The 17,752-nt window shown below is 42.9% G+C and carries 14 protein-coding genes; 10 read left to right on the top strand and 4 right to left on the bottom strand.

Annotation, left to right across the window (positions count from 1 at the left end; translation table 11 throughout):
- Nucleotides 1-15 precede the first annotated feature (15 nt).
- Entirely contained in the window at nt 16-2,190 is a 2,175-nt protein-coding gene (gene yccS / locus AY607_RS10200; protein WP_064102463.1) for a YccS family putative transporter, read from the bottom strand.
- 138 nt (nt 2,191-2,328) lie between these two features.
- Here yccS and AY607_RS10195 point away from each other — a divergent pair, with 138 nt between their 5' ends.
- The gene (locus tag AY607_RS10195) at nt 2,329-3,546 is read left to right on the top strand and encodes a multidrug effflux MFS transporter (protein ID WP_064102462.1); all 1,218 of its coding nucleotides are present in this window, start codon (nt 2,329-2,331) and stop codon (nt 3,544-3,546) included.
- A gap of 77 nt (nt 3,547-3,623) precedes the next feature.
- On the opposite strand, the gene AY607_RS10190 is transcribed toward AY607_RS10195, so the two are convergent.
- The gene (locus AY607_RS10190; RefSeq protein ID WP_064096398.1) at nt 3,624-4,331 is read right to left on the bottom strand and encodes a nitroreductase; all 708 of its coding nucleotides are present in this window, start codon (nt 4,329-4,331) and stop codon (nt 3,624-3,626) included.
- An 899-nt stretch (nt 4,332-5,230) separates the two neighbouring features.
- On the opposite strand from AY607_RS10190, the gene gltS reads away from it, so the two are divergent.
- Both gltS and AY607_RS10180 read left to right on the top strand, forming a co-directional pair.
- Nucleotides 5,231-6,469 carry a sodium/glutamate symporter gene (gene gltS / locus AY607_RS10185; protein WP_064096397.1) on the top strand — a complete coding sequence of 413 codons (1,239 nt, stop codon included), beginning with the start codon at nt 5,231-5,233 and terminating at the stop codon, nt 6,467-6,469.
- 45 nt (nt 6,470-6,514) lie between these two features.
- Complete coding sequence (locus AY607_RS10180; protein ID WP_064102461.1) at nt 6,515-7,990, top strand: alanine/glycine:cation symporter family protein; 1,476 nt, start codon at nt 6,515-6,517, stop codon at nt 7,988-7,990.
- A 54-nt stretch (nt 7,991-8,044) separates the two neighbouring features.
- On the opposite strand, the gene chrA is transcribed toward AY607_RS10180, so the two are convergent.
- Nucleotides 8,045-9,250, bottom strand: a complete 1,206-nt coding sequence (gene chrA, locus AY607_RS10175) for a chromate efflux transporter (protein ID WP_064102460.1) — start codon at nt 9,248-9,250, stop codon at nt 8,045-8,047.
- A gap of 124 nt (nt 9,251-9,374) precedes the next feature.
- Here chrA and AY607_RS10170 point away from each other — a divergent pair, with 124 nt between their 5' ends.
- The 7 genes from AY607_RS10170 to AY607_RS10145 all read left to right on the top strand — a co-directional run bounded on the left by AY607_RS10170 (nt 9,375) and on the right by AY607_RS10145 (nt 15,679).
- Complete coding sequence (locus tag AY607_RS10170; RefSeq protein WP_064102459.1) at nt 9,375-10,379, top strand: patatin-like phospholipase family protein; 1,005 nt, start codon at nt 9,375-9,377, stop codon at nt 10,377-10,379.
- 348 nt (nt 10,380-10,727) lie between these two features.
- Nucleotides 10,728-10,904, top strand: a complete 177-nt coding sequence (locus tag AY607_RS15055) for a hypothetical protein (protein WP_171254955.1) — start codon at nt 10,728-10,730, stop codon at nt 10,902-10,904.
- A gap of 286 nt (nt 10,905-11,190) precedes the next feature.
- Entirely contained in the window at nt 11,191-11,712 is a 522-nt protein-coding gene (locus AY607_RS10165; RefSeq protein WP_064096393.1) for an acyl-CoA thioesterase, read from the top strand.
- A 441-nt stretch (nt 11,713-12,153) separates the two neighbouring features.
- Nucleotides 12,154-12,717: a TetR/AcrR family transcriptional regulator gene (locus AY607_RS10160; protein WP_064102458.1), complete on the top strand. Its 564-nt coding sequence runs from the start codon at nt 12,154-12,156 to the stop codon at nt 12,715-12,717.
- A 31-nt stretch (nt 12,718-12,748) separates the two neighbouring features.
- Entirely contained in the window at nt 12,749-13,945 is a 1,197-nt protein-coding gene (locus AY607_RS10155) for an MFS transporter (protein WP_064102457.1), read from the top strand.
- 4 nt (nt 13,946-13,949) lie between these two features.
- Nucleotides 13,950-14,843 (top strand): DNA-binding transcriptional regulator HcaR, encoded by an 894-nt coding sequence (gene hcaR, locus AY607_RS10150; RefSeq protein WP_064096390.1) that lies wholly within the window; start codon nt 13,950-13,952, stop codon nt 14,841-14,843.
- A 221-nt stretch (nt 14,844-15,064) separates the two neighbouring features.
- Nucleotides 15,065-15,679, top strand: a complete 615-nt coding sequence (locus tag AY607_RS10145) for a glutathione S-transferase family protein (protein WP_064102548.1) — start codon at nt 15,065-15,067, stop codon at nt 15,677-15,679.
- Nucleotides 15,680-15,873: 194 nt separating this feature from the next.
- Here the strand turns inward: AY607_RS10145 and AY607_RS10140 are convergent, their stop codons facing one another.
- Nucleotides 15,874-17,478, bottom strand: a complete 1,605-nt coding sequence (locus AY607_RS10140) for a bifunctional 3-(3-hydroxy-phenyl)propionate/3-hydroxycinnamic acid hydroxylase (RefSeq protein WP_064102456.1) — start codon at nt 17,476-17,478, stop codon at nt 15,874-15,876.
- Between the last annotated feature and the right edge of the window lie 274 nt (nt 17,479-17,752).

The raw sequence follows: 17,752 nt of genomic DNA, 5'->3' as shown, positions 1-17,752 counted from the left end.
CCAAAATCAGCCAAATTATAATGAACCCAATTCTGTTGCCTGTTCATCCCACTCATGACTTAAACTTTGTTTGAGCTGGCTTAAATGATTTAAAATGCTAAACATTAAAGACAGTTGCTGCAAAATGATCAGGGATTTCTGATCCTGCTCCCGTTCATGAGACAGACGCTGTCGAATATTGACAATCATATTCTGTGTGCTCGAATCGGGCATTTCATCTCGCAGCAGTGCGTCACGAATATTATCCAGCGCGTGGTCCAGTAGATTCAGGATGTCCTGATCTTCAATTTTTTCCCGATGCGCTCCCAGTGCAGCAATATAACTGATAAAAGTATGGTTCAGACACAGGAACTCAAAGGCCAGTGATTTTTGTACCGGATCAATATCGGGCTCTGTGGCCAGTGTTGAAATCAGTGAAGCCACCTCGGCATCGGTATTGTGGGCAGCACGGCGTACAATCCGATATTGCAGGCCATTATTACGTCCCGATTTATACTGCTCGATGACTTCATTCAAATAATCGACTTCTGCCTGCAAGCTGCGTTTGATACTGCGCGGTAAACGTCGGAACTTCCAGTCCGGAAAAATAAAGCTGACACCGAACCATGCAATCGCACAGCCAATTAAGGTATCAATCATCCGTGGAATGGCCGCAGCAAAGCCCATACCATCCAGATTGAAGTTGATCAGCGCTAAAATTGTGATAAAGGCAGTGGCTTGTGCATACTGTTTACTGCGCAATTCAAAGAACAGAATCCCGCTCAGTACCAGAAGTAATAACTGTCCTTCGATGGAGGGCACAAAATACAGAATGGCATAACCGAGAATAATCCCGACCAAAGTACCGATAATGCGCAGACGTAAACGGCGTTTGGTGGCGTTAAAGTTTGGCTGGCTGACAAAAAGGGCGGTCAATAAAATCCAGTAACCATATTCAATATTACTGACCTGTACGAAGATATAGCTGATCAGCAGCACAATCGACAGGCGGATGGCATGCCGGAACAGCACTGATTCTGGGGTCAGATGCTGTTTAATTCGAACCTTGATGTCATCCCAGCCTTTCAGGTCATCATCTTTGAGCTGGTTTTCGATATGTTTGAAACGTTCAGACTTGATACTCTGTTCGGTTTCTAGGTTGCGTAGCTGGGCATCAATCGATTTAAGGTTCTGAAACAGCGAAAATAGGGCGTTGATCCAAGCCTGGTCATAATGCTGATCCTGACGTAATTTATCTAGCGACAGTCTCAGGTTATCGAATGCATGCTTAAAACGCTGATTATGCACATAAGGTTTGCGCTGCAGCAAACTTTCACTCAGATCCTTACAGGCCTTGCCCTGGATTGACATGATACGCTGGAAGCGGAACAGGATATCGCTATGCTGGAAAATCTTGGCCAGTTTTTGATAGTCAATATGTGCCGAATCGGCACGTTCATGAATATCCTGCGCAACAAAATAATACTGCAAACTGCGACGGGTATCTTTTTGCCCACGGTCACCTTTCAGACGGGTCAGAAGGGCGGTTTTCATTTCGTTAAAAATGGTAATCAGCTTACCATTTTCCATCGACAGTTCAATCATGCTCTGCTGATAGCTTTTAGGAGTCATATCCACATCAAAAAGATTGGATTTGGCATATAAGAAGTCACCGAGCGCAGAATAGGAGATGGCAAGCTTGTCTTGCGCCAGTCGGGTAGGGAAGACCAGGAAACTCAGCGTTGACAGCAAGCCATACCACATTGCGCCGATCACCAGCAGGCCAGCCTGCTTATACCATTCATCAAACAGCTCCACCCCGAGCATCGAGTAAACGGAAATGACCAGACAACCATAGGAAATCGTGGCATAGCGCCTGCCAAGAGAACCCAGCAGAATCAGTGCAATACAGGACACAATCAATGCCAAGGCAAACAGGACTGGATGTGGATACAGCAGATATACCCCAACCGCCGTAATAAAGAAGCCAATATAGGTGTAGAGCAGATTTAAAATCCGCACAGAAAAGCGGTCATCAATATCGCTTAAACCGGCTGCAACCACCCCTAAAGTCAGTGGAATGGTCAATAATTGTTGTCCCATAAAATAGGGAACAAAGGCAGTACCTGCAAATGCCGTCATCATGCGCAGGTTATACATTAAGGTCGTGTTATAGGTAGTTTGCTTGAGACGAGTGAGCCAAGATTTCAAAGGTCGTCCTTTATGCTGCAGTTTTACAGCTGAATCTGAATATACTAATGAAAATAGTAGATTTATAAATCTTCATTTCAGGCTAAATCATACTATGCACTGTGTTAATTTGTCTGCATATTAGCGCTTTAAATCTTCATGCTTATGACATCGAATAAAATAGTACAACAACCTTATGCCATGTCCTGGATTGTGTTGCTGGCAGCACTGAGTGCACTCGGGCCTTTATCCATTGATATGTATCTTTCTGCCTTGCCGGCCATGGCAGCAGATTTTGGCGTCAGTACTCAAATGGTTTCCAATAGCCTGCCAGCTTATTTCTTCGGTCTGGCTGTCGGACAGTTGATCTATGGACCGATCAGTGACCGGATTGGACGTAAACCACCGCTGTATTTTGGGCTGTGTTTATACATTGGGGCAAGTTTGCTGTGTGTCTTTGCACAGGATGAATGGAGTCTGATTGCTGCCCGGGTTTTACAAGCTCTCGGTGGCTGTGTTGGCGTGGTCATGGCACGTGCTGCAATTCGTGACCGTCTGGATATGCACTCAGCAGCTCAGGCCTTTGCCAGCATGATGATTGTGACCGCTATTGCACCAATTATTGCCCCGAGTCTGGGGGCCTGGATACTCAAGTTTTATGAATGGAACACGATATTTCTGGTATTGATGGGCTGTGGTTTGCTGAGTCTGGCTTGTGTGCACTTTCTTTTTAAAGAAACCTTGGAACCAGAACGCCGTCTCAAGCTGAATTTTCAACAGGTATTAAGCCTATACCGTAGCATTTTTCAGGATCCCAGCTTTCGGCGCCCGCTTTATGCCGGCTGTTTTTCCGGTGCGGTGATGTTCTGTTATATCAGTGCTTCTTCGGCCATTTTGATGGATCGTTATCATTTCACCGAGCAGCAGTTTGCCTATGCTTTTGGTGCAAATGCGGTCGGTATCATGCTTTTTTCGACATTGAATAAGCGGCTGGCCGGACGTTTCTCGATATTGCAGCGCCTGAAGATCGGCAGCTATCTGCAGTTTGCCGGTGTGTCAGCTTTAATCCTGCTGGGCTGGCTGGACGTAAACTCTGTGCTCTGGGTACTGCCAGGCATGTTTGTCATAGTGGCAGCCATCGGTTTTACTGGTCCGAATGCCATGGCTCTGGCAATGGCTGAACAGGGCGAACGGGCAGGAACCGCCAGTGCCATTATGGGAAGTATGCAATTTGTCTGTGGATTACTGGGCGGCGTATTACTGAATTTTATGCTCTGGCAGGCTTTACTGAATATGGCATTGATCATGCTGGTTTTTGTCTGTATTTCTGCTTGGACAATTTTTAAAATAAAAATGCCCAGCCTAAAAAATGCATAGATGCTGGCTGTTCTCTCAGGCAATAAAAATACTGATCCGGACAGAGGGCTAAGTCAATTAACTTAGCCCTGCCTGCCTCACTCTTCGATAAACACGGCAAATTCCTCTACGGGAACGCGCGGGGTAATAAAGCTGTTAACAATCTGCTCTGGATCGGCATAGCCCAGTGCCATACCGCAGACCAGCTCTTCATCGGCTGGAGCACCCACCAGATCAAGTACGATCGGGTGAAAATGATTCCAGGCAGCCTGCGGGCAAGTGTCCAGACCGCGGGCTTTTGCGGCCAGCATGACATTCTGGATCATCATTGAAACATCCATTTTGGAACCAATCGCCAAAGAACGATGGACAGTAAAGAACAGGCCGACAGGCGCATCAAATAGTTCAAAATTGCGTAACTGCTGACGTGCCATTTTTTCCTTTTCGCCTTTTTGAATGTTAAGCAAGCCATATAAACCCCAGCCATTTTCACGACGACGTTCAATAAATGGCGAGATCCATTGTTCAGGATAATAGGCAAAAGTTTCCTGATACTGCTGTGACAATTCCGGATTTGCATAGATTTGCATTTGTGCCTGACAGACACGTTGCACGATTTCATCGCGCTTTTTGCCAGTTACCACATACACTTTCCAGGGTTGGGTATTGGTGCCTGAAGGGGCACGGCTGGCAACGGCCAAAATCTCTTTTAAGGTGTCGGTATTCACGGGTGTATTTAAAAAAGCACGTACTGAATGACGAGAGGTAATGGTGTGATCTACCGCATGAACAAAATTTTGATCCATTGTAAAGTCCAGTCAAATATCCTTATTGAGTTGGCAATGACTATAAACTAAACAAACAGAAGGGGGGATAGGAAAAATTCATTGTTTACCGGCTGATAAAAATGATTTATCCAAAAAATGGCCAAAGAGCACTTATTTGGCCTTCCAAAATACGAGTTTAGTCCTCTAAATGATTAGAATAAAGATCGTTATGAAAATTGTCTTTAAGTGAAAAAAATAGCTTAAATCCCAAGTGTTTGAACAATTTAACAATAACAATTTCACACAGAGAACACATTTATTTTGCCTGAAAATCGAGTTAATTTAATTTCAAGATTCCGATGTTATTCTGTTTTGAGTAAGAGACTAATATTTTTTTTGAATTAAAAGATAGTTTAATCTTCATATAAAAAATGAGAACTTATAATTATTTTTTATAGTTTTATTAACTATTGCTAATAAAAAACAATATAACGTTATACAAAGAAACAGCATAATGTACGACTTTTCATCTTAATTCATGCTTTGCATGATCAAGATCTGTTTGAAATAACGCTATTCCAGATGGCTTGAACGAAGCCTTTAGGTTGAAAGCACTCATCAAGCAGTGAATGTTTTTTGAGCTTAAAACACAGTTTTTTTATTAGCATGTATGTCTGTTTGAAGATTGCCTGCAATTTTCCAAAAGACTGAGTATCGGAATAGAAATGGTGTTGCTTTTATAAATCTCTCATTTGTTGAATATGATCGTGACGATGATATTCATAAGTTTGAAAGAGATGATAAACGTTTTGTTTTCTAAAGGTCATAGATTAAATCCGGAGGTAACGGGTGCATATCTAATGAGAGAGCTAGACATATAGTCGACTCTACGACTTTTAGAATAATAAAAAATTCAGAATCATCTTGGGCAAAAAATTATGGATTTTACTTTTAACGCATTTTATACCCTGATTGCCGCAGTGATTGTTTTATTACTTGGGCGGTTCCTGGTTAATAAAATCGATTTTTTAAAGCGCTACAACATTCCTGAGCCGGTTGCAGGCGGTTTGGTTGCTGCGATTATCTCATTACTGGTGCATTCACTGTGGGGATACAGCATCACCACCAGTTCAGAGCTACAAACCAGTTTTATGCTGATCTTCTTTGCCTCGATCGGTCTGAGTGCCAACTTTTCCAAGTTGCGTGAAGGCGGTGTCGGTCTGGTAATTTTCCTCTTTGCTATATCAATTTTTATTGTTTTGCAAAATGCAGTCGGTATGAGTCTGGCAACACTGCTTGGTATTGACCCACTGATTGGCCTGATTGCAGGCTCAGTTACCTTAACCGGCGGTCATGGTACTGCGGGTGCATGGGGGGAGATTTTTGAAGTTGAACATGGCATTCAGGGCGCTTTGGCATTGGGTATGGCCAGTGCGACTTTCGGTCTGATCATCGGCGGGATCATTGGTGGACCTTTGGCCAAGTTGCTGATCAACCGTTATAACCTGGCTACTGCACGTACCGATCAGCAGATCGAAAAGCGTGACAACACCCCAATGGATAGCACTTCAGAGGAATACGTACAATTTGAATATCCACATCGTCTGCGTCTGATCACTGCCGATAATGCTATTACCACATTGGGCCTGTTTGCAGGCTGTTTGGCTTTTGCAGAGTTTATGACAGGTTTCAGTAAAGGTACTGCTTTTGAACTGCCAACATTTGTCTGGGCATTGGGCGGCGGTGTACTCCTGCGTAATGTACTGGAAGGCATTTTCAAGGTTCAGATTTTTGATCGCGCGATTGATGTGTTTGGTAATGCGTCATTGTCACTGTATTTGGCGATGGCATTATTGTCGTTAAAGTTATGGCAATTGGCTGACCTTGCAGGACCACTCATGGTGATTCTGGGTGCGCAAACCATCACCATGGCTTTGTATGCAGCTTTCGTCACTTTCCGTATCATGGGCAAAAACTATGATGCTGCGGTACTTGCAGCGGGTCATTGTGGTTTTGGTATGGGTGCAACGCCAACAGCGGTTGCCAATATGCAGGCGATTACCAATATGTATGGTGCTTCGCATAAGGCTTTCCTGATCGTACCATTATGTGGCGCATTCTTTGTTGACTTGATCAATGCCACTGTTATTCAGATGATTTTGAAGTTTTTTGCATGATTTTTATGCCTGATACGATGAGTCATCGGCTCATAAGGATGTGACATGAATGATCAGTTAAATGAAACCTTGCTGGGCTGGATTAATGCCCTGAATGGTCCTTTATGGGACTTTCTGGTGGTGTTCCTGGTTGCAGTCGGTATTTTCTACACAATCATGACGGGTGCAGTACAAATTCGTTTGTTCTGGCACAGTATGAAAGTGATGAAGGGCAGCCGTGGCAAGGTCAGAGATGCGCATGGTATTACGCCATTCCAGGCCTTTGTTACTGGCCTTGCTAGCCGGGTCGGGGTAGGTAATGTCGCGGGTGTTGCAATTGCAATTGCGATTGGCGGGCCGGGTGCCGTGTTCTGGATGTGGTTTACTGCCTTTCTGGGCATGAGTTCAGCTTTAGTTGAATCCTCACTGGCACAGCTGTTTAAAGTCAGGGATAGTAAGACCCAGCAATTCCGTGGTGGGCCTGCCTATTATATTACCCAAGGTTTGAAGCAGAAATGGCTGGGGATTGTCTTTGCGATTGCATTGATCACCACTTATGGCTTTGTATTCAATGCCGTTCAGGCCAATGCGATTATTGGGGCAACCTCTCATGCCTGGGGCTGGAATCAGGCCAATGTCATTTTACCATTGGGCGGATTTGATTTTGAAATTTCCTGGATTGGATTGGTTCTGGTCGTAATGACAGCCCTGATCATTTTTGGTGGAATCAAACGGATTGCTAAAGTCGCTGAACGCTTTGTACCGCTCATGGCGGTACTCTATCTGGCAGTGGCCCTGTATATTGCAGTAATCAATTACGATATCTTGCCATCGATTTTCCAGCTTATTTTCACTAAAGCCTTTGAGTTTGAAGCTGCTGCTGGCGGTTTCTTTGGTGCTATGGTATCTATGGCGATGATGATGGGCATTAAGCGTGGTCTGTTCTCTAACGAAGCCGGTATGGGTTCAGCACCGAATGCTGCTGCGGCATCTGATGCCAAGCATCCAGTGAATCAGGGTCTGATCCAAATGCTGGGTGTATTTGTTGATACCTTTGTGGTCTGCACATGTACCGCCATTATTATTCTGGTTTCAGGTGTATATGAAAATGCAGGCTTTGAAGGGGTGACTTTGACCCAGATGGCACTTGAAAGCCAGATTGGTGCCTGGGGTGATGATTTCCTGGCACTAATTCTGTTCCTGTTTGCCTATTCTTCGATTATTGGTAACTATGCTTATGCCGAAGGCAACGTTCAGTTCATCAATAACAATAGTTGGGTCATGTTGATTTTCCGCTTATTTGTATTGGTGATGGTGTATTTCGGTTCGATCGCGAGTGTGCCATTGATCTGGAATATGGCAGATCTGTTTATGGGCGTGATGGCAAGTATCAACCTGATTTCAATCCTGTTGCTGATGCCTTTCCTGTTGATGCTTCTCAAAGACTATACCGGTCAGCTGAAGCGTGGTGTGAAGGAACCTGAATTTAAACTGGATAACCATCCTAAATTTAAAGACAAGGTTAAATCAGATATCTGGTAAGACTTGAAGCAAAAAGCCCCGAACATTCGGGGCTTTTTTGTGCCAAAGTTTTATTTAGAAGAAATTTAAGTAACTTTGATAAAGCACGAAGCCTAAAATCAGGCTGAACCAGACTGGTAATTTTGAACGTAGCAGGGTAATCATCACCGCGACAAAGACCAGATCGGAGCCATAGCTAAAATAGCCTTGTGAAAGATCAAGCAATAAATACAGTAATAGCCCCACCACTGCAGCATTGATGCCCATAACCGCTTGATGAATATGACGCTGCTGCATCAGCCATGACCAGTAGGGTAAGGTGGCAAAAATCAGGAAAAATGAAGGTAAAAATATTGCACAGGTCGCTAGCACTGTATTCAGCCAGACATAGGGCGTCCAAGGCAGCAAGGCACCGATATAACTGGCAAAACTGAATAAAGGCCCCGGCATCAGCTGGGCAAATGCATAGCCAAGATCAAAAGATTGTGCACTGACTAAACCGGTTGTGACAAAGTCCTGATATAGCAAAGGCAAAATCACATGACCACCACCAAACACCAGCGAGCCAGTCTGATAGAAATTGGAAAAAAATTGCAGGTCTGATTCACCCCATAATTTCCCAGCTAAGGGGGGCAGAACAAACGGCAAGATAAATGCCAGTAACCAATAGGGTGCGGCAGCGGATCGAATATACGGCGAGCGAATTGCCGTTTTGTTAATTTCTTTGGGTTTCGAATCTGATTGAGAAAAATGTCCCGCCAAGAGTCCACAGATCGCGCCCAGCATAATCACCAGAATCTGGTTGAAACTCGCTGAAACCCCCATCAACAATATGACAGAAAGGATTAGGACCGCGTATTGCCAGGCCATTTTACAGAAGCTTCTCAGCATTTGCCAAAAAGCCCAGGCGATTACAGAAAATACAATTAACTGGATGGTATGAAAGCTGTTTGAGTTTAAAATATGAAAATAGCTTTGACCCAAGAGCGCTACCAAGGCCATTAGAATCATTGAGGGCAGGGTAAAACCCAGCCATGCGATCACGGCACCAATATAGCCCCGTTGCAGATAACCGATCGACAGCCCCACCTGACTGCTGCTCGGCCCGGGTAAAAGTTGTGCCAAAGCGACCAGTTGACTATATTGGGTGTCATTCAGCCATTGCAGCTGGGTCACAAATTTTCGGTGAAAAAATACCAGATGTGCAGCAGGTCCGCCAAATGAAATGCATCCCAGTTGTAGGAAAGTCAGAAAAATCTGATAAAGGGTAGGTGACTGCATGAGGATACAGGTTTAAATAGTTATAAATTATTCAAACTGTATGACAGTTTTACGAAATTCTACAGACTATTTATGCATGTGTTTATACACTATGCTGCTTTAGATTAATGAGGACATTCTCTGCATGCAGAAATATGCGTTGAGTATGGTAATACTGGGTGTACTTGGCCTAAGTGGTTGCCAAACGACCCCAATGACAGCCCAAGTGGCGACCAGTCATCTGCAACCTGCTGCACAACGTGGAGAAGCACAGGCACGTCCAAATCAAATTGATTTTCAAAAGATCAAGCAGACCCAACAACGTCCAGTGATTGCTTTGGTACTGGGCAGTGGCGGTGCGCGTGGTTATGCACATATTGGTGTGCTGGAAGTACTGGAACAAGCAGGTATTCAACCCGATTTTATTGTCGGAACCAGTGCGGGCAGTATCGTGGGCTCCCTTTATGCGAGTGGCAAGCCGGCGATTGAACTGCGCAATATTGCCTTAACGATGCGACCCAATGATGTCCGTGATATCAAACTGGCTAAAAAAGGCTTTTTTGATGGCAAAAAAGTTGAAGACTATGTCAATTTACAGGTCGATCAGACCCCGCTTGAAGCCATGAAAATCCCGATGTTTGTCGTAGCCACGGCACTTAAAGAAGGTAAAAAAGTGGTCTTTAACTATGGCAATACCGGACAGGCAGTACGGGCTTCAGTCTCGATTCCAAGTATGTTTATTCCAACCGTTATTCAAGGTAAAGAATATGTAGATGGTGGGCTGGTCAGCCCGGTACCCGTAGATGTGGCGCGTGATTTGGGAGCCGATATTGTGATTGCGGTGGATATTCTGGCACAGCCTATTCATACCGAAACCAGCAATGTCTGGGGACTGTTTAATCAGAACATCAATATTATGCAGCAACATCTGGCGCATGAAGAATTAAAGCATGCAGATGTGGTGATTCAGCCAGATCTGCGTGAAAAAGGCCATATTTTTGATGTGCGTGGCAGAGAGTTGACCATGCAGGCTGGTATTGAGGCAGCTCAATTAAAGTTGATGGAAATTTCACAGGCCTATCAAAAACACGACTATGCCCGAGGGCACCGTATTCCGCAGTTTGTGGTCAAGGATCATTACTCCCAATAAAAATCTCTTATAAGAATTCTCTGAATATTGCCATTTTATCAAAGGAGAAGGTGGTGATATTCAGTACGAGGATTAAACATCATCAGCTTTAATAGCTCACTAATTGTTATGAAAGATGAGATAAGTGCTGATGTCTATAAGTAGCTTTAATTTTTTATCAAATACAAAATTAATTTGAAATATAAGCTATTGAATTATAAATTTATTATTTTAAGGTATAAGCTTTATTAATCCTGAGTTCTAATTTTAGCATTATTATTCGTATACTTAAGTTGATCAAATATTCAAAAATTCCCCCGTTCATGCCAGAATGTAGTTAAAACAGAACACTCAGCAGATGTAGACAGCATGACACATATAGAAATTGGACATCAGGTCAAACTGGCACAATTCGAACATTATATTTTTACAGTAACAGCTGCCCATCAGGACGGTTCTTTCACTGTTGAAACCATCTTGGATGGCCAACAAATTTTGAGTTATCAAAATGTAGTTCAGGAAATGCTCAGACCACTAAAGCTTTAAATTTCTAATAATTTCCCTCTATTTTTTAAGTATTTGGTTTGATGGAGGGGGAGTATGGATTATTCAATTTTAGGCCTGTCAGCCCCCCAGTTAAACAGGTATTGAATAATTTATACTTTGTTTTTAATTCACATTTTAAGCAATTAAATATATTTTTTTCTGTATGAATACATTTTCTATATCAATAATTATGATGCCCGATTTGCCGAATTGAACATTTTATTCACGTTAAAAACGCTATAATAATAAATGATAACCTTATCATTCAAAGAGTTCAAAGAAAACGATGGCCCCTTTAGATCAAATTGCAGCATTAGCAGATGACCAGTCAGAGTTAACGATGTCAGTTCTCATGACGCCAGATATGGCAAATTTTTCAGGTAATGTTCATGGTGGAACCATTCTGAAATTATTGGATCAGGTGGCGTATGCGTGTGCAAGTCGCTATTCGGGTAGTTATGTTGTGACCTTATCTGTAGACAAAGTGAATTTTAAAGAGCCAATTCATGTCGGTGAACTGGTAACATTTTTGGCCAGTGTTAACCATGTTGGTCGTACCTCAATGGAAATTGGTATTCGTGTAGAAGCACAGAATATTCAAAAGAGAACCGTGCGTCATACCAATAGCTGTTATTTCACGATGGTGGCAGTAGATGAGCATGGTAAACCCAAACAGATTCCAGCTTTAAACTTGAACAATGACTGGAAGCGTTGCCGTTTTGAGGCAGCCGAACAGCGCAAAATAGCGCGTTTACAAGAGAACCATCATCCCTCATGCAGCATTTATAAAAAGACCGCACAAAGTTAAATATAGAAATAACCTCTTAATCATTTATAGTGAATAACGTTGTTTTTCTTTTCAAATTCAATTGATGCAGTCTAGATGCTACTTTTGTTTCGGCAAAATAAAAAATGGAGCTTCGCAAGAAACCTGTCTTGCGGAGCAATACTCTTCGCTAAAAAACTGGTTTGCTAATATTCAGTTTTTTAATCTATCGTGAAAACATCTATTTTCTGATTAAATCCTGTCTCAAACACGGAAATGACATTTCCATATATCCTATTTCTATCAGCAATTAAAATAATAAAAATCAGTCAATTTGTTCTCTATTATTCCTTATTCCTTATTCCTTATTCCTTTGAAGCTCTTTTTTTGCATCAATTTTAGTTTATGGCTGGAGCTTTATAACATTTTATTTTAATATAAAACGATACGTATCGTTTCGTTTTAAGGCTTAAGCAGAAAAATATGAGTAATGACGAGAGAAGTTCCCGACGACAACAATGCATTTTACAGGCGGTCGCAGATGCGCTGGCAGAATGTGAATATCATCAGCTGACCATTGAAGATGTGGCTGCACGCGCCGGCGTAGGCAAGTCCACGATTTATCGCTGGTGGAAGCATAAATCGGAACTGGTATTGGATACTTTCAAGCAACAGACCGCTTCAGTATTTGAACTGGATACCTCCAAAAGCTTGAAAAGCAATCTCATTCAACAGCTCGTTTTTTTATCCGAGGCACTGAATCATCCGGTAGGGCGGGCTTTACTGGTGGTTATTGCCAATCACCGGGAACTGGCAGGTGGATTCTTTCAACAATATCTTTTACCTCGGCGGCAACAGATTCATCAACTGATTCAGCAAGCGATTGAATGCGGAGAAATCCGTGCGGATTATCCTTTTGATTTGATGCTGGATACCTTATATGGCCCGATTCATTACCAGATCATTTTTTTCAACCGCATTCCAGATGAACACTATATCCAGAATTTGGTCGAGTTGGTGCTGAATCCTGCTGCTGTTCAAGCCTGAGTTTGATCTTATTTCCTAAAAGTTGGTGAGTATGTCAGTTAATGCTGAGCGTTTATGGAATCGCTCATTTATCCTGTGTTTATTTAATAATTTTTTTCTGTTCGTTTATTACTTTGCCTTGCTGACGGTTTTACCGATTTACATCATGAAAGATCTGGGTGGCTCAGTAAAAGAAGCTGGTCTGGCACTTACGCTATTCCTGGCTTCATCGATTGCCATTCGGCCATTTTCCGGCATGATTATTGAAAAGTTCGGCAAAAAAATCACCATGCGTAGTGCAGGCATAGTTTTTGCCTTATTTGCCTTTAGCTATTTGCTGGTGGACAGCATGTGGTCGCTGTTAGTGGTGCGATTTTTACATGGCATCTGGTTCAGTATTCTGACTACGGTAGCAGTACCCGTCGCCAATGAGTTTATTCCTGAACAGCGCAAAGGTGAGGGCATGGGCTATTTCGTCATGTCGACCAATCTGGGGGTGGTGTTTGGGCCCTTACTGGCATTGACTGTTATTCAGATCACCAGTTTCAAGGTGTTATTTGGAGTTCTCGCCGTTATTATTTCTCTCGGGCTTATTTTCTGCTGGATGCTGAAAATTACAGAGTTACCTAAACGTGATGCCATAAGTAAAGAAAAGAATAGCCTGAGCTTGAAGGATATTCTGGAAGTCAAAGTTCTGGCGGTGAGTTTTGTCGCCTTGCTGACGGCTTTTGCCTACTCAGGTATCATGAGCTTTATTACCGCATTTAGTGAAACCAAGCAGCTATTGGATTATACCAGTGTATTCTTTATTGTCTTTGCTGCCTCTATGCTGCTGGTTAGACCTTGGGTCGGGAAGATTTATGATCGTAAGGGACCAAGTGCTGTTATTTATCCTTCTTTTGTGTTTTTTGCTATTGGTCTGGTGATCGTCAGTCTGATTTCCAATCAATGGATATTGTGGTTGTCGGCAGTATTTATCGGCATTGGTTACGGTTCGCTGTTCCCATGTCTGCAGACGCTAGCGATTCAGTCGGTTGATACGCAGCGTATGGGACATGCGATTTCAACTTTCTTTACCCTGTTTGATCTGGGTTTGGCGATTGGTTCAGTAGTCATCGGAATATTGATTGCCTCTTGGGGCTTTGAAACCACCTATATATTAAGTGCTGTACTCGTCATGATGACAATATGGGTATATCGTCAGTATGTTGCCAAAAAGAGACATAAGCGCCCGGCAGGCTTGGAGTGATAAGATGGAATTAAGACATTTACGCTATTTCGTGACTGTGGCACAGGAGCTGAACTTCACCCGTGCCGCAGAAAAATTAAATACGGTACAACCTTCGCTCAGCCAGCAAATCAAGGATCTTGAGCGTGAGGTAGGCGTACAGTTGCTAGAGCGCAATAACCGTAAGGTCGGGCTGACTGAGGCTGGGCAGGCATTTTTGACAGAAGCCTTATTGAGTATTGAACATGCAGAGCGTGCTATACAGAGCGCCAGACAGATCGCAAATGCACAGCAGGATCAGTTGAATATTGGTTTCGTGCCGGTCGCGGAAATGAAAATCTTCCCTTATATCATGCCGAATATACGCGCACATTTCCCGAATATTAAAATTCATTTTCATAGCCTGACCGATGCCAGCCAGTTAAAGGCCTTAAAAAAAGGCGAGATTGATATTGCCTTTACCCGCTATGTCGATGAGTCTGATGAGCTGGAACATGTGCAAATTTTTAGTGAGCCGCTGGCCTTGATTATGCCCAAGGATTCACCGCTTGCTGAGCAGCGCCATGTGAGTATCAAGAGCTTTAATCATCAGGATTTTGTAATTAGTGATGAAGATGCTTCACCACAACTCCATAAAATCATCACTGACTTTTTCAAGCAATCCAAACTGAATGTGAATGTGGTCCAGCACTCCACCAATATCCTGCTCAATGTCAATCTGGTCGGGATGGGCGTGGGCTGGAGCCTGGTTCCGGCTTATGTGATCCCGTTATTGGGGGATAAAATTATCGTCAAAAATACCATTGAACCCTTGCCGATGATTAATCTGTATGCCAGTTATCGTAAAGGACAGAAAAACGAGCTGCTTGAACTCATTTTAAAAATCCTGAAAGAACAGTTTTATATGGGTTTCTTTTAAAAAAGAAAGACCTGATAGCACCGCAGGTTTTTAAACAGCAAAAAGGCTTCGGCAGATAAATCTGTCAGATAATCGTTCTTCACAGGCTATCGAAGCACTTTATACTAGATTTTTTTAACATGATATCTTTGATTTTTCTTGCATTGAGAGAAATCAAAGGCAGCCAATAAAAAAAAGTTGCATTAAAAAATTAAAATAACAGCAGAGGGTGAATAAAAATGATGAAGTTATATAGCAATCCCCAGTCCCGTGGCATGACTGTAATGCTTTTATTACAGGAGTTGGGCATTACAGACCAGGTTGAAATTATAAACGTACCTTATGAAAACATGCATCAGGCCGAATATTTAGCGATTAATCCCATGGGCAAAGTACCTTGTCTGGTCGATCAGGACGTGATAATTACTGAAGTTGCGGCCATCTTTACCTATCTGGCCGATAAATATATAGAAAAAGGTTTGGCACCGACTCTGGATGATCCCAAACGCGGCGCTTATCTGAAATGGATGTTCTTTACTCATGGCCCTTTAACGGAATTTATGGATTTAAAAGGATTGGGCGTACCGGATGAACAGATTGAGCAAAGAACACGGAGCTTGAGCTTTGGTCATGCACAGAGCCTATTAGCCTTTCTCAAAAAAGGTATGCAAGAAGCCAATCCATATCTGCTGGGTGAGAAAATTTCAGCTGCAGATGTATTTCTGGGGTACTGGCTGATTTTTGCCATTTCTTTGAAAATATTGCCCTATCTGGATGAGTTCAAGCCCTTTATTCAGTTGCTGGCGCAGCGTGACTCAATGAAAGATATACCCTGGTTACAGAAAATCAATGCCTAAGTTCAATAAAAAAAAGTGTGGTTCATATATTTTCTGACAGACATGCTCTTTTTCTTGAATAATGAGACATTGACCTTAAAGAAAGCAACTTATAAACAAGCCCTGTGCAAGAAAAAATACACATAAAAAAAGACCACGTTTTCACGTGGTCAGGTCTCTGAATGTAATTCAGTAAGTGTATTTTATGCTCGTAATTATTTTACATGCAGCTTTTTAAACAGCTGCTGGCTGATATGATCCAGTGTTTGTGGAATCGCTAGGGCTGCCACAAAACGGTCAGGTCGTAAAATAACGACTGACTCAGTGGTTTTACCGAACCAGCTGCGAATATCAGTGCCGATGTCACCAACGGTAATCACGCCTTCAAATTGCTTGCGGTTTTTATTGCCCAGTTGAACTTCGGGAATGACCTGAATAAATTTGACGCCTAATTTTTTCCAGATTTGCATGGTGGCATCCGAAATACCCCATTGCGGGTCTACACCCCAAGCAATAATTGCAAAATCATTAGCAATTACGTCATCCAGTAAAACTTTTTCACCTGACTCAAGTCTAACCTGTGGCTGGATAAACATCTTGCCGACTGGAGAGTTCTTGGCACCGTTACTCAAAAGTGCGCCGTCATGATATTTAGGCATCGGTTTAAAGCGCATTTCCAGCAGGTACTGTTTGATGGGTTTGATATAGTTCAGGGCATAGGCAATACCGTCACGGACAAAACCCTGCCATTTTTTCGGTGGTGCCAGTACATGGCCGGCCATAACGGAGAGATCAATCATGGCTTTGGCATGATCTTTCCGCTCGATCTGGTAAGAATCCAACAGTTCAGCTGTCGCTTTGCCCTGAATGACCATTGCCATTTTCCAGGCCAGGTTAAAGGCATCACGCATACCGCTGTTATAACCCTGACCCTGCCATACTGGCATGATGTGCGCAGCATCACCGGCAAGCAGAATTCGGTCGACACGGAACTTGTCGGCAATACGGGCATTATGGGTATAAACACGCTGACGGATTACTTCAATACCATCCGTGCTTGGTAAAACCTTGGACAGAAGTTTGGCAATATTTTCCGGTTTGCTCAGTTCTTCCTGGGTTTCACCTGGCATGACCATAAATTCAAAACGTCGAATACCGTGTGGCAATGCTGCCGATACATAAGGACGTACCGGATCACAACATAAATAGATATGCGGTGTAGCGAGAGGGTCATTCTCAAGGTCGATCACGATCCATTGATTCGGTGCGGTTTCACCTTCAAATGCAATACCCAGGTTACGGCGTATATAAGAATTACCGCCATCACAGGCAATCAGATATTGAGCGCGTAAGGTTTCTGCAACGCCATCCTTATTTTGCAGATTGAGTGTCACGCCTTCAGCATCCTGACTAAAATGGGTCAATTGACGTGAGAATAGCACTTGGGTGTTTTTATATTGTTTCAAGCCCTGCAGCAGCACGTTGTCGACTTGTGGCTGAATAAAAGCATTACGGCGCGGGAAGCCAAACTCACGCGTCAAAGGCTGAATATCTGCAAAACAGCGTCCTTTCGGGGTCAAGAAACGCATTGCATGATTTGGGGTGGTATGTGGTAAAACTTGCTCGACTAAACCTAAAGACTGAATAGTACGCAAGGATTCATCATCGATTCCAATCGCACGTGGGTAATCAATCAAACTATCCAGTTGCTCGACAATCGTGACAACTACGCCTTGTTTGCTCAGATAGTTGGCAAGGGTTAAGCCTACGGGTCCGGCACCCAGGATTGCCACTTCAGTAGTGTAATTGGTATTGCTCATAGCGAATGTCCATTCAATCGACTTGCATTTAAGGCTATTAAGGAACAGCTGAACACCAGAAACAAGTTATGCGATAGTAGCTGAAGGATATGATAAATATTGAATTTGATAGATTATTTTTAGTTAATCAATTGAATTTAAAAATAAAATTAATATAAATTTGATAGCTGCTATTAATTCTGTGATTAGTTTTGACTATGGCTCTAAATAGATTCTGTGCAATAAAAATGCTGAACCAGCATCAAGCATGATTCAGCATCGAAAAATATCGGAC

It is taken from the genome of Acinetobacter sp. SFA, assembly GCF_001647535.1.
In the GTDB taxonomy this organism is placed as follows: Bacteria; Pseudomonadota; Gammaproteobacteria; order Pseudomonadales; family Moraxellaceae; genus Acinetobacter; species Acinetobacter pecorum.
This window is presented reverse-complemented; position numbering and strand designations above follow the sequence as displayed.

What these genes read in the sequence shown, in the direction of transcription:
- AY607_RS10195 (WP_064102462.1), top strand. Translation starts at nt 2,329, where the DNA reads ATGCTTATGACATCGAATAAAATAGTACAACAACCTTATGCCATGTCC.
- AY607_RS10190 (WP_064096398.1), bottom strand. Translation starts at nt 4,331, where the DNA reads ATGGATCAAAATTTTGTTCATGCGGTAGATCACACCATTACCTCTCGT.
- gltS (WP_064096397.1), top strand. Translation starts at nt 5,231, where the DNA reads ATGGATTTTACTTTTAACGCATTTTATACCCTGATTGCCGCAGTGATT.
- AY607_RS10180 (WP_064102461.1), top strand. Translation starts at nt 6,515, where the DNA reads ATGAATGATCAGTTAAATGAAACCTTGCTGGGCTGGATTAATGCCCTG.
- chrA (WP_064102460.1), bottom strand. Translation starts at nt 9,250, where the DNA reads ATGCAGTCACCTACCCTTTATCAGATTTTTCTGACTTTCCTACAACTG.
- AY607_RS10170 (WP_064102459.1), top strand. Translation starts at nt 9,375, where the DNA reads ATGCAGAAATATGCGTTGAGTATGGTAATACTGGGTGTACTTGGCCTA.
- AY607_RS15055 (WP_171254955.1), top strand. Translation starts at nt 10,728, where the DNA reads ATGACACATATAGAAATTGGACATCAGGTCAAACTGGCACAATTCGAA.
- AY607_RS10165 (WP_064096393.1), top strand. Translation starts at nt 11,191, where the DNA reads ATGGCCCCTTTAGATCAAATTGCAGCATTAGCAGATGACCAGTCAGAG.
- AY607_RS10160 (WP_064102458.1), top strand. Translation starts at nt 12,154, where the DNA reads ATGAGTAATGACGAGAGAAGTTCCCGACGACAACAATGCATTTTACAG.
- AY607_RS10155 (WP_064102457.1), top strand. Translation starts at nt 12,749, where the DNA reads ATGTCAGTTAATGCTGAGCGTTTATGGAATCGCTCATTTATCCTGTGT.
- hcaR (WP_064096390.1), top strand. Translation starts at nt 13,950, where the DNA reads ATGGAATTAAGACATTTACGCTATTTCGTGACTGTGGCACAGGAGCTG.
- AY607_RS10145 (WP_064102548.1), top strand. Translation starts at nt 15,065, where the DNA reads ATGAAGTTATATAGCAATCCCCAGTCCCGTGGCATGACTGTAATGCTT.
- AY607_RS10140 (WP_064102456.1), bottom strand. Translation starts at nt 17,478, where the DNA reads ATGAGCAATACCAATTACACTACTGAAGTGGCAATCCTGGGTGCCGGA.